Source organism: Bradyrhizobium algeriense, from assembly GCF_036924595.1.
GTDB classification, from domain to species: domain Bacteria; phylum Pseudomonadota; class Alphaproteobacteria; order Rhizobiales; family Xanthobacteraceae; genus Bradyrhizobium; species Bradyrhizobium algeriense.
In genome coordinates this window covers 2,122,730-2,135,175 of record NZ_JAZHRV010000001.1, presented here as the reverse complement: position 1 = coordinate 2,135,175, position 12,446 = coordinate 2,122,730, and the positions used below count along the sequence as shown (strand labels likewise).

Annotated in this window: 11 protein-coding genes; 7 read left to right on the top strand and 4 right to left on the bottom strand. The window is 63.8% G+C overall.

From position 1 onward, the window contains the following. Window positions 1-23: 23 nt before the first annotated feature. From V1286_RS10280 to V1286_RS10265, 4 genes are all read left to right on the top strand, one after another. Window positions 24-2,153: an adenylate/guanylate cyclase domain-containing protein gene (locus V1286_RS10280; RefSeq protein ID WP_334479345.1), complete on the top strand. Its 2,130-nt coding sequence runs from the start codon at window positions 24-26 to the stop codon at window positions 2,151-2,153. Window positions 2,154-2,293: 140 nt separating this feature from the next. Then, complete coding sequence (locus V1286_RS10275) at window positions 2,294-3,073, top strand: NAD kinase (protein ID WP_108516819.1); 780 nt, start codon at window positions 2,294-2,296, stop codon at window positions 3,071-3,073. A gap of 167 nt (window positions 3,074-3,240) precedes the next feature. Then, on the top strand, window positions 3,241-3,786 hold the full coding sequence (locus V1286_RS10270) for a response regulator (protein WP_025590237.1): 546 nt from the start codon (window positions 3,241-3,243) through the stop codon (window positions 3,784-3,786). 21 nt (window positions 3,787-3,807) lie between these two features. Next, window positions 3,808-4,386, top strand: a complete 579-nt coding sequence (locus V1286_RS10265; protein ID WP_334479343.1) for an Hpt domain-containing protein — start codon at window positions 3,808-3,810, stop codon at window positions 4,384-4,386. Between the two features lie 141 nt (window positions 4,387-4,527). Here the strand turns inward: V1286_RS10265 and V1286_RS10260 are convergent, their stop codons facing one another. Together V1286_RS10260 and V1286_RS10255 are read right to left on the bottom strand one after the other, a co-directional pair. Then, window positions 4,528-5,703, bottom strand: a complete 1,176-nt coding sequence (locus tag V1286_RS10260; protein ID WP_108516815.1) for a DUF2336 domain-containing protein — start codon at window positions 5,701-5,703, stop codon at window positions 4,528-4,530. 419 nt (window positions 5,704-6,122) lie between these two features. After that, a complete protein-coding gene (locus V1286_RS10255; RefSeq protein WP_334479341.1) occupies window positions 6,123-7,187 on the bottom strand; it encodes a transglycosylase SLT domain-containing protein in 1,065 nt (354 codons plus the stop codon). Window positions 7,188-7,474: 287 nt separating this feature from the next. Between V1286_RS10255 and mddA the strand changes: the two genes are divergently transcribed. The 3 genes from mddA to V1286_RS10240 all read left to right on the top strand — a co-directional run bounded on the left by mddA (window position 7,475) and on the right by V1286_RS10240 (window position 11,150). Continuing rightward, window positions 7,475-8,269 (top strand): methanethiol S-methyltransferase, encoded by a 795-nt coding sequence (gene mddA, locus V1286_RS10250; RefSeq protein ID WP_334479339.1) that lies wholly within the window; start codon window positions 7,475-7,477, stop codon window positions 8,267-8,269. A 142-nt stretch (window positions 8,270-8,411) separates the two neighbouring features. Beyond that, on the top strand, window positions 8,412-9,029 hold the full coding sequence (locus V1286_RS10245; RefSeq protein ID WP_334479337.1) for a TetR/AcrR family transcriptional regulator: 618 nt from the start codon (window positions 8,412-8,414) through the stop codon (window positions 9,027-9,029). A 3-nt stretch (window positions 9,030-9,032) separates the two neighbouring features. Beyond that, complete coding sequence (locus V1286_RS10240) at window positions 9,033-11,150, top strand: alpha/beta hydrolase (protein ID WP_334479335.1); 2,118 nt, start codon at window positions 9,033-9,035, stop codon at window positions 11,148-11,150. Between the two features lie 27 nt (window positions 11,151-11,177). On the opposite strand, the gene hisI is transcribed toward V1286_RS10240, so the two are convergent. After that, window positions 11,178-11,609 carry a phosphoribosyl-AMP cyclohydrolase gene (hisI, locus tag V1286_RS10235; protein ID WP_334479334.1) on the bottom strand — a complete coding sequence of 144 codons (432 nt, stop codon included), beginning with the start codon at window positions 11,607-11,609 and terminating at the stop codon, window positions 11,178-11,180. A 27-nt stretch (window positions 11,610-11,636) separates the two neighbouring features. After that, window positions 11,637-12,359, bottom strand: coding sequence for a GTP cyclohydrolase I FolE (folE, locus tag V1286_RS10230; RefSeq protein WP_108516801.1), 723 nt, complete (start codon window positions 12,357-12,359; stop codon window positions 11,637-11,639). Window positions 12,360-12,446 lie beyond the last annotated feature (87 nt).

The following is a 12,446-nucleotide window of genomic DNA, read 5'->3' as shown; positions in this document are numbered from 1 at the left end:
TCCGGCGCAGCACGCGCAACAGGATGGTGGTTGCCGCCATCGCGCTGGTCTGCGCGGCGGCTTCGATTTCTCCGGTGGCCAGACCGATCCGCGGGCTCTCCCTCGATATCCTCACCGCCCTGCGCTGGGAGATGTTCGGCCGCAGCCATGATCCGGCCGCTTCGCCGGCAGTCGTCGTCGCGATCGACGAGGAAAGCATGCGCACCGCCCCCTTGAAGGGCGCGCCGATGCTGACCTGGACCGGAGAGATCGGCCGCGTGCTGTCAGCGACGCTCGAAGGCGGCGCCAAGGTGGCCGGCTTCGACATGGTGATCCAGAACTCGATCGAGCAGTCGGAGATTCCGTTCGGCGAGGGCATGCTCGGTGAGAAAGTCCGCGGCTTCGACCGCGACTTCCTTCGTGCGCTTGCCGTTGCGGCGGCGAACGGCAAGGTGGTGCTCGGAGAAACCCTGGGCGGCAACCAGTCGGTCAGGCCATCGCCCGGACAGCGCGTCGCGGTACGGCAGCAGCAGAACATCCGCCCGCTCAACGTTTTCGTCGACAGCGACGATATCGTGCGACGGCTGCCGCTGGGCTTCACCGTCAACGGGGCGAAGGTGCCCTCGATGGCGGTCGAGCTGTCGTCGCGGGCGCTGGGCGCGGCACCCGAGTTCGATGAGCGCGGCAGGCTGACGCTTGCCGGCTACCGCGTCCCCGGCCGGGTTCCGAACACGATGACGCTGAACTTCGAGGGCGGTGCCGACGACATTCCGACTTTCTCGTTTGCCGACCTGCGCGCCTGCGCCGTCAAGAACGACAAGGATTACTTTCGGCGCTGGTTCGCCGGAAAGGTTGTCATTTTCGGCAGCGTTCTCGATATCGAGGATCGCCGGCAGACCTCCAAGCGCTTTGCGACCGGCATCGAAGGCGCGCGCGCACCGCGCTGCGCGGCCGAGAGCACGCCGGTCATGGCCAGCTTCAGGATCAGCACGATCGCGGGCGTCTATATCCATGCGACGGCGGTCAACAATCTGATCTCGCGCAACGCGGTGGTCGAACCCGGCCCGCTGGTGCGCTTCCTGATCTCTACCCTGTTTGCGGTGCTGGCGGCGGTTGCCGCGTGGCGGTTTCGGCCGCTCAGCGCAGCATTGGCCTGGATGGCCGTGATCGTGGCCAGCATTGCCGGCGCCACGATCGCCTTCAACCATGCGCTGGCGCTGCCGATCGCCGAGCCGCTCCTGGCGAGCCTGTTCGCGCTTGCCGCCACCATCGGCTTCCGCTTCGTCATCGCCGACAAGGACCGCCGCCTGCTGCAGAAGAGCTTTGCGCTCTACCTCGCCCCGCACGTCATCAACCGCATGCTGTCGTCGAACAAATTGCCGGAACTCGGCGGCGAAACCCGCGACGTGACGGTGTTCTTCTCCGACATCGAGGGATTTTCGCTGATCGCGGAAAAGATGTCGCCCGACAACCTGATGGAGCTGATGAACGAATATCTTTCGGCGATGACCGACGTCATCGAGCGTCACGGCGGATATGTCGACAAATATATCGGCGACTCCGTCGTGGCGGTGTTCGGCGCGCCGGCGGACGACCCCGATCATGCCGCCAATGCGGCGCGCGCCGCGCTGGATTGTTGCGCGCAACTGGCCGAACTCAACGCTTCATCCGCCCTGTTCCAGGAATACAAGCTGGCGCAGCGGATCGGCATCAATTCCGGCGAGGCGCTGGTCGGCAATTTCGGATCACGGCGGCGCTTCAACTACTCGGTAATGAGCGACGCCGTGAATCTCGCCTCGCGGCTGGAGGGCGCCAACAAATTCTACGGCACCACCATCATCGCTTCCGAGACCACTGTAGCCCTCACCGGCGAAGCCTTCGCCTGGCGCGAACTCGACGCCATCAGGGTCAAGGGGCGAACCCAGGCGCTGAAAATCTACGAATTGCTGGCGCTGTCGGCCGGGCTGACATCCTCGCAAGCGGTATTGATCACCGACTACGCCGACGGGCTTGCGCAGTGGCGGGCCCGCGAATTCGGGCGCGCCGCGCAGTATTTCGGCCGTTCGGCCGACATCGACCGGCCGGCATCGTTGTTTGCGGCGCGGGCCCGGGAATTGGCCCAAAACCCGCCGGGCGAGGATTGGGACCCGATCCGGACGTTGCAGGAAAAATGACGCCCTGATGACCAGCGGTTTACGTTACCGGCGCGAAAGAGCCGCCCGGCTATCTCGACAAGCCTGCCTAAGGTGTATAGACGAGCGCGGCGCAATCCGGCGCCACCCAATCCTGGCGCTACCCGAGAGTTCGTCGTCCAATGGCCACCCCCAAGCGATACGACCGGATCGCCTTTGTCGCAAGCGCAAGCACCGAGGCGCAGGCCGCGCTGGCGCAGCTCGTCAAGCTCTACGGCAATCATGATGCCGACGATTCCGACGTCGTGGTGGCGCTCGGCGGCGACGGATTGATGCTGCAGACGCTGCATCGCCACATGCGCTCGGGCAAGCCGATCTATGGCATGCATCGCGGCACCGTCGGCTTCCTGATGAACGAATACACCACGCACGACCTGCAGACGCGGCTGGCGGCGGCGCGGGAATCCCTGATCAATCCGCTCCTGATGCGCGCCACCGACATCCATGGCACGGTGCACCTGCATCACGCCATCAACGAGGTCGCGCTGTTTCGCCAGACCAACCAGGCCGCGCATCTGCGCATCCTGATCGACGAGCACGAGCGGATGGCGGAATTGATCGCCGATGGCATCCTGGTGGCGACGCCGGCCGGCTCCACCGCGTATAATCTCTCGGCCCAGGGGCCGATCCTGCCGATCAACGCCGCGCTGTTGGCGCTGACCCCGATAAGCGCCTTCCGCCCGCGCCGCTGGCGCGGCGCCCTGCTCCCCAACTCCGCTTTCGTTGTCATCGAGGTGCTCGAGGGCGAGAAACGTCCGGTCGCGGCCGCCGCCGACCATGACGACGTGCGCGATGTCTGCCGCGTCGAGGTGCTGTCCGACAAGACGATCTCGATGCGGATGCTGTTCGACCCCGGTCACAGCCTCGAGGAACGCATCCTGCGCGAGCAGTTCGGGTCCTGACGCCCGCCCGGTGACCGCCCGTTGACCTTGAGGCGGGTTCCTATCCGAAAAAAGTAGCGCCATCGGGTATTCGCGCGAGCCTGATAGGCCGGCTTCGCAACCATTCCTTAACGAGCGCCGCGATATGGTTAACACCAGTATACTGTTTTGCTGGGCCGGGCCGGACCATGTATCGCATCGACTTCAACAAGCTGCGGTTTCTGATTTGCGATGACAATCCGCACATGCGCCGCATCTTGCGGACGCTGTTGCATTCGTTCGGCGCGCGCGAGGCCTATGAGGCCGAGGACGGCGCCACCGCGCTGGAAATGTACAGCCACTACGTGCCCGATATCGTCATCACCGACTGGTCGATGCCGATCTTCGACGGCCTCGAACTGGCGCAGATGATCCGGCAGCCGGAATCGAAGGGCAACCCCTACGCGCCGATCATCATGTTGACCGGGCATTCGGAGAAGCGCCGCGTGACCGTCGCACGCGATGCCGGCGTCACCGAGTTTTTGGCGAAGCCGATCTCGGCCAAGGGACTCTACCAGCGCATTCTCAACGTCGTCGCCAACCCGCGCCCCTTCATCAAGACCAAGACCTATTTCGGCCCCGACCGCCGGCGCAACACCAACAACGCCTATATCGGCCCCGAGCGCCGCGTCGGCGGCGAGGTGGAAGTCATGCAACAGCCGTCGCTGCTCGACAAGGCGCGCTCGGCCGTCTAGCGCCAGCCTGGAGAGACCATCATGGCGAAAGAAAAGCCCGGGACGATACAGGTCAAGTCGTTTGGCGATCACCACGTGATCACGCAGCCCAACTCCCTGCGCAAGGCATTGCTGCGCGTTCCCGAATCCGACCTCGACGATCCCGTCGGGCGCGCGGAAAAGGCGCTCGCCGGACTGTCCGGCGAATTCAAGAACTGGATGACGATCGAGGCCGACCGGCTCTCGGCGGCGCATGCGGTCGTTCTCCGCGACGGCTTCACCACCGACAACCGCGAAGAGCTGTTTCGCGCCGCCCACGACATCAAGGGCGACGCCGCCACGTTCGGCTTCCCTTCCGCGGGTGCTGCCGCCGAAAGCCTCTGCCGCATCATCGAACACGCGCCCGACCTCGACCAGGTCCCGGCGGAGTTGATCACCCACCACATCAACGCCATTCAGGCGATCGTGCGCGAACGCACCAAGCTCGACACCGCCACGATGGCGAGCAAGCTCAGCAAGCAGCTGCGCGGGGTCGCGGACGAATTTTTGCTCAAGGTCAACCGCGACCGCCCCGAACATCTCGAAGCGATCCTGGCGCCGAGTATTGTGCCGGCGGAGTGAGAGTCGCCGCTCTCTCGCGTTGTCGCAGCTTCGTAGGGTGGGCAAAGGCGCACTTGCGCCGTGCCCACCATTGATGTTTCCGATCATGCGTTGAAGATGGTGGGCACGCTTCGCTTTGCCCACCCTACGAAATTTTCGAATTTACGCCGCGATCAGATCGCGCTCGGGCGGCACGAACGCTTCGTCGGCGACCAGTTCCTCGCAAAACATGCGGGCTTCTTCGCGCGCGGACTCGGTCGCGAAGCGCCGCAGCAGGATCAATAGCGGCTCGGCGGCCTTGCGGTCGGTCTCACAATGGGTCAGCACGCGCTCGACCATGCGGCGGCGCAGCCTCGCCGCGCCTCCAATGGTATCGACATAGCCGGTTTCATGGCTGACCTCGAGCGCCACGCGAAACGCCGCGAAGGTCGATTCGGGAAGACCCGCACGGATCAGGAGCGCCTGCAGGCTGGCGCCGCCGCGGTCGTGCAGCAGCGCCGTCACGCGGGCCAGCGGCAGATCGGCCAGTTCGGCCAGCGCCGCATCGAACAGCTCGATATTGCCCGACAACAGCGCGCGCAGGATCAGGCCTGCCGTCAATTGCCCGGTGGCGCGCAGGTGCTGCACCAAGCCCTGCATGTCCTCACCGCGCGAACGCGCCGCGATGTTCATGGTCGAGCGCTCGCGCGCTTCGCTCGCAAGCCGCCCTGCCCGGTCGGCGCTCAGCCAGTTACGCGCGACGACGAATTGCGCCAGCGTGTCGGAGAGTTTGGCGATCAGCGCAACGCGGGTGGCGGCGGGAAGGCCTTCCAGCACCAGCATCGATTCCCGGATCGCGGCGAGATGGCCGTGACGTTCGACGATGCGGTCCCAGGAAAACGGCGCCAGTTCGGCGTAGGCGTTTTCGATCAGTTCGAGCGCTGCGGCCGCCGAGCCGACTTCGGCAATGGCAGCGGAAACCGAGGGCGGCAGGTTGATGCGGCGGGCAATGGCGCATTGCATGTCGCTGTTGCCGGTCGCGACGATGTCGACGAGGTCGGCATCGATCAGAAGCGGTGAATGCTCGAGTACCGGCAGCGCGATCGAGGGCTGGTCGAGCGAAAGCGCCTGCACGATCGCTGCCGGCGCGTCCGGGCTGCGCGAAAATACTTCCGCCATGGCCTGGCGGACCAGCGGCGACGGATCGTCGAGCAGCATCAGCAGCGCGCCTTCGGCGGCGATGCGATCGTCCTCGCTGAGATCTGAAATCAACCAGGCCCGCGCCAAAGCCCGCGTCGCCTCTGCCCGCTCGCCTGCCGGAGCGGTACGAATCCAACTAATGAACTGCCGAACGATCATGGTCCTGGCTTACGCAACCTGTGACGACACCGTGACGCGGTGCCACTATTAGAAAAAATAAACCACGACGCTTAACAAAGGGTTCACCATAAACGGCTGGTTTTATTGACGTTTTGTTAAGGGCGCGGCAACGCCTCGTTAATATTTGATGGCGTCGTCGGGATAATGGAACCTTTCCTCTCCCGGCTTCCGCGAGCCAACAACGATGAAGATCGCCGAAGCGTTCGAGCGGTTCACCAGATGATGGGCGTTGGCACATCCGGCAGGGAATCCCGCGCAAAGGACCCTGCTCCATCACCATTGTCGTCGATCAGGGTGAGTTGCGTAGGGTGGACAAAGGCGCTTTTGCGCGGTGCCCACCGTCTATCCACGTCGGTGTTCTTGAATGGTGGGCACGCTGCGCTTTGCCCCCCTGCAAACTAGCTGCTGAACGTGCCGTTGCGGTCGCTAAAGAGATCGAGCCGGCCGGGTGCGCGCACCTCGGGCTTGTGTCCCGACAACACGGTGCTCGCGGAGGCAACCGAGGTTGCTGATGCAACCGAGGTTGCTGACGCAACCGGGGTTAGCGACGAATTACTGCCCCACAATTCCTGCACCGCCGGCGAGATCGGCTGCGAGCGTTCGCCAGCCTGGAACAGCGAACGGAAGATCGGCTCGGGTGACGCAGCGGCAGTCTGCGACGTTGCGGCAACCGGCGTCACGCTGCGCTGATCCGGGAAGCTCGACAGATAGGCGGCGTTGTCGATCGCCGTCGTCGCCGGCGCGGCGTTGCTCGCGACCGTGATACGCCTCGGCAGATCGCCGCCGGCGGCCGCCATCGCGGTGCGCGTCACCGGCGAACTGGCGGCAGCCGCGTAGCGCGTGTTCAGCACCGAATAGACCTGGGAGACGCTGCGGGCCTTTCCCGAGCGGTCGTAGAAGATCGACTGGTTGGCCGCGGCCGCGTTCGGAAACATCCGCGCGGCGGAAGCGTTCGGATTGTCTTCGGCGCTCTGGATCAGCTTGCCGGCGCCGCCGACGCCCATGAAATGCGCCATATAGAGTTCGGCGTCGGTCGGGCGGCGGCCGATCTTGCCAGTCAATTTGAAACTGTTGGACTGGGTCAGCACCGCCGCCATCGACGAGGCGGCTTCCGGATCGTCGCGCAGCTTCATGATTGCCGCGCGCGCGTCGGGGTCGCTGACCGAATAGCTGCCGGAAGGATCTTTGGTGATGGCCTCGGCATATTTGCCGTAGCCGAGATGGGCGCCCGCCTCTTTCACCGTGCCGAGCCAGGTCTGGTCGATGAACTGAAACAGCCCCCGCGCCGACGAGGTGGTGGCGGCGGCCTTCGGGTTGAAATTGGATTCCATCTTCGCGGTGGCGAGCAGATATTCGAAGCTGGCGCCGGTGGTCGAGGCGGCCTGCCTGATCGAGCCCGCAATCTTCGCGCGCGTGGGATCGACACCTGCCGCAGCCGTGGCGCTCGTTGTGTCGACCGACATGTCTTTGGTGCCCCGCTCCTCGCGAAACGACCGCGCGGGCTCTCAAGGCCCTGGCAATCAGCGCCTATACGCGGTCGAAACTGCCGCAATTATAGTTAATGGCGCGTTAAGGGGCCCCTCGCCTCAAAAAAACCGCACCGCGGGTTGAATTTTTCGGTCGATCGACCGACCTATTAGTAGCGGTCGGACGGCCGCGGAATGGCGGGGAAGTGCCGGGCGACGGCTTCCCCGACTGATGAACATTGCACGGGCATCCGCCTTCAACTTTCCGGAAACAGGATCAGCTCATGAGTGATCACGCCATCAATCCTCCCTCTGCAAAGACCACCGCCGGCGGCCTGGTTGCGATGCTCTACGGCATCGTTACCTACCTGTTGTTTCTCGCCACCTTCCTCTATGCGATTGCCTTCGTGGGTAACCTGCCGGTACCCAAAACCATCGACAGCGGCCAGCCGGGGCCGTTCATTCCATCCCTGATCATCAACGTCCTGCTGCTCGGCCTGTTCGCTATCCAGCACAGCGTGATGGCGCGTCCCGCCTTCAAGCGCTGGTGGACACGCCTCGTGCCGCCTGCGGTCGAGCGCGCGACGTTCGTGCTGCTTGCCAGCCTCGCATTGCTCCTGCTCTATTGGCAGTGGCGGCCGATGACAGACATCATCTGGTCGGTGACCGATCCCCTTGGCGCGATCATGCTTGAGGCGATCTCCTGGATCGGCTGGACCGTGGTGCTCGCCAGCACTTTCATGATCAACCATTTCGAGTTGTTCGGCTTGCGTCAGGTGCTGGCGCGCCTGCTCAGGCAGGAGTTGCCGCCGGCCAAATTCAAGACGCCGATGCTCTATAAGTCGGTCCGGCACCCGATCTATCTCGGGTTCCTGATCGCCTTCTGGGCGACGCCCGTAATGACGACCGGGCATCTGCTGTTCGCCATCGCGACCACGGGCTACATCCTGATCGGCATCTGGCTGGAGGAGCGCGATCTCATCGCGCTGTTCGGCGACCAGTACCGCCGCTACCGGGAGCAGGTATCGATGCTGATCCCGCTGCCGGGACGCAGAGCGCGTGCGGATGATTTGGGTTAGTCGCAGCCACGATGCCCGGCGTCGCGCCGGGCATCGACGCCTGGATATCAAGACAGCAAGCCGCAGGCGAGACGGCGCGCCTAGCCTTTGCAGCCGGAATTCATGTAGCGTTTGGCTGAGATCAATCACATCGCGAGACAATATGGCGCGCACCGCAGTGAAGAAGATTGAGACCAGCACGAGCCTGCTCGAGGCGGCCAAGAAGGTGCTGCGTCATTCCGGCTATGCGGGCCTCTCGACCCGGGAGGTCGCGGCGGAAGCGGGTGTGCCGCTCAGCCAAATTCACTATCATTTTGGCTCCAAGCAGAACCTGGTCCTCCAGCTGTTCGAATATCTCAATGCCCAGCTTCTGGACCGGCAGAACAGATTGTTCGGAGACCCATCCCTGAAACTGTCCGAGCAGTGGGACCGCGCCTGCGACTACCTCGATGAGGACATTGCCTCAGGCTATGTGCGGGTGCTGCAGGAGTTGATCGCCGTGAGCTGGCATGACGCGGAAGTCGCCAAGGTGATCCGCGCCGGCATCATGGGTTGGATCGATCTGATCGTGGGCCTGGCACGGGCGGCTGAAGCGAAGATCGGCCCCCTCGGCCCCTTCTCGGCGGAGGAAGCCGGCGCGATCGCCGCCGCCAGCTTTATCGGAGGCGAAAGCCTGTTCCTGCTTGGCCTGGAGAAGAAGGGTTCGCCGATACGGGCGTCGCTTCGTCGCGTCGGTGACCTCATCCGGATTGCGGAAGGTACCTCGTCAGACAAGAGGTGAAGCATGCGCGCAAAACTGCCGGATCGTGAGGGGCTGGTTACCCGCGACGGCGTGAATCTCGCCTACGAAATCTACGGTGACGCGCCTGAAACCATGCTGTTCATCCCGCCCTGGAGCATCGTTCACTCGCGAATCTACAAGGCGCAGCTACCCTACTTCAGCGAGCGCTTCCGCTGCATCACCTATGACGGCCGAGGCAACGGCAAATCCGACCGGCCGAAGGATGTCACCGCCTACACGCTGGACAATTACCTGGCCGACGCACTCGCCGTCATGGATGCTCTCGACGTCGGCCAGTCGATCCTGGTCGGACTTTCGTTCGGCGGCCTGCTCGCCTCCATCCTGGCGGCGTATCATCCCGAGCGCGTCAGGGCAGCGGTTCTTGTCGGTACGGTCTCAACCATCGGATCTCCGCCCTACGCAAGGTTGGCCGCCTCGCACTTTTCGGCGGAGCGGGAAAGTTACGAAGGTTGGGACAAGTACAACCGCGATTACTGGCTGAAGAACTATCCTGACTTCGCCGAGTTCTTCATTCGCAACATCTGCAGTGAGCCGCATTCAACCAAGCAGATCGAGGACGGAATCGGCTGGGCCGTCGAGACCAGCGGGCCGACGCTGATCAACACGGTGGAAGCGCGCAACATTCCACCCCGCTTCGACGTCAGCGAAGAGATGTACCGCAAGATCCGTTGTCCGGTGCTGTTCATCCACGGCGACAACGACCAGATTCAGCTTCACGCGCGCGCGGAGGCCGCGCACACCGAGGTGAGCGGCTCGGAGTTCGTCACGATCAAAGGCGGCGGCCATAACCCTCTCGGGCGGTATCCTGCAAAGGCGAACACCCTGATCAGCGACTTTATCGACCGACGGCTCGGTATCACGGCGCCGGCGCGCGGGACTGTCCGGCGCAACGGGGCCGGGAAACGTGCCCTCTACCTTTCGTCGCCGATCGGCCTCGGGCATGGCCGCCGCGATATTGCCATCGCGCACGAGATGCGCAGGTTGCATCCCAATCTCAGCGTGGACTGGTTGGCGCAGGACCCGGTCACCCGCCTGTTAGAGGCCAGCAACGAGCATGTTCATCCGCTAAGCGCGCGGCTTGCCAGCGAGACGCGACACATCGAGCTCGAAAGCGGCGAGCACGAATTGCACTGCTTTCAGGCGCTCCGCCGCATGGATGAAGTGCTGATCAAGAATTTCATGACCTTCCAGGAGGCGGTCGAGCAAGGCGCCTATGACCTCGTGATCGCGGACGAGGCCTGGGACATCGATCATTACTGGCACGAGCACCCCGAGCTGAAGAAGGCGAAGCTTGCCTGGCTGACGGACTTTGTCGGTTACGTCCCGATGCCATCCGGCGGCGAGCATGAGGCGCTCCTGACGACCGACTATAATGCGGAGATGATCGAGCACATCGAACGACATCCGGCGGTGCGCGATCGCTCGATTTTCGTCGGCGCACCTGAAGACATCGCGCCGCTGTCGTTCGGCACAGGTCTGCCTCCGATGCGCGACTGGATACCAAAGCATTTCGATTTTGCCGGCTATGTCATCGGTGAGCATCCCCAAAACTTCGGCAGCCGGGAACAGCTTCGCGAAAGGCTGGGTTACCGCAACGACGAGCGGATTTGCATCGTCACCGTCGGCGGCTCGGGCATCGGTGCGCACCTGATACGACGCATCCTCCAGGCCTATCCGATCGTAAAGGCCAAGCTTACGGACTTGCGCATGATCGTCGTCGCCGGCCCGCGCATCGATGCAGCGGCCATGGTCGCGCCCGAGGGCGTCGAGATGCGCGCCTTCGTCGCCAATCTCGACCGCCATCTCGCGGCCTGCGATCTTGCGCTGGTGCAAGGCGGGCTCACCACCTGCATGGAGCTTGCCGCCGCCAGCACGCCGTTCGTCTATTTTCCGCTGCGAAATCATTTTGAGCAGAATTTTCATGTCGCTCACCGCCTCCGCCGCTATGGCGCGGGCATTCAAATGGATTTCGCCGCCTCCACGCCGGATATGATTGCCGATGCGATGATGCAGGCTTTGTCGAGCCCGGATAAGCCGAAACCAGTCGAGGCCGATGGGGCAAGGCGTGCCGCCCGCATGATCGCCGAGCTGCTGGAATGATCCGGCGTCCGGCCGGACGGACCGAAGCTATTCGTGGTAAACCGCCTTTGGATCGAACAGGCGGTCGGCGTCGACGAATGACAATCGCGCGCCGCCATCGGCAGAAGAATCGACCTTGCGGTAGAAACACGAGCGCCGGCCGGTGTGACAGGCGGCGCCGATCTGCTCTACCCTGATCCAGACCGCGTCCTGATCGCAATCCAGGCGCATCTCGACCACGCGCTGGGTCTGACCCGACGTCTCACCTTTTCGCCACAACGCACTGCGCGAACGGCTGAAGTACCACGCCTCGCCGCTCGCGATCGTCTTGCGCAGCGCCTCGTCATTCATGTGCGCGACCATCAGCACGTCGCCGGTCGCAGCGTCGGTCGCGACAACGGTCACGAGCCCGGACGCGTCGAACTTGGGCTGGAATTCCAGCCCTTCTTCGCGGTCATGGTTATGTTTTGAAGCGGACACGGAAAGCCTCGCAAACTTCAAGCGAGGTTACCGGCTCGGTCCTCGCACCAGGGACAGGAAACGCTGCTGTTCCGCCGGATTGTCGCGGAACATGCCGGTGAACCGGCTGGTGAACGTCATCGCGCCATGCTTGGCGACGCCGCGCACCGACATGCAGGTATGCTCCGCCTCGATCAGCACGGCAACGCCGCGAGGCTTCAAGACCTCGTCGATCGCGGCCGCGATCTGGGCGGTCAGGTGCTCCTGGGTCTGCAGGCGCCGGGCGAAGATATCGGTCAGCCGCGCCAGCTTGGACAATCCCACCACCCGCTCGACCGGTGTATAGGCGATATGCGCCCTGCCGTAGAACGGCATCATGTGGTGCTCGCATTGCGAGGTGAATTCGATGTCGCGGACCAGCACGAAATCGTCATAGCCGGCGGTTTCGCCAAAGGTGCGGTCGAGCACCTCGGCCGGGCATTGGTGGTAGCCCTGATAGAGTTCGTCGAAGGCTTCGACCACCCGGCGCGGCGTATCCAGCAGGCCCTCGCGGCCGGGATTCTCGCCGATATAGCTGAGCAAGACGTGCACGGCCTGTTCGGCCTCTGCGCGCGACGGGCGCGGCAGGTCGGCGCGAACGGCAGCCGCCAGGAACTCGGCCGGATCGAGCTCGGCCGGGCGTGTTTCCGGGGCCACATCGGGCGATTTGACTTCAGAAGGCTTCAAGTCAGGCGCCTTGCCGGGGCGGAGGGATTTGATCAATGCGTCCATGTCTTCTCCGTTCGACCGGCCCGAAGGACCGGAGTGTCACCGGGCAGACGGGGGCGGTTTTGCCGCCGGACGCCTGAGTCCCATCAC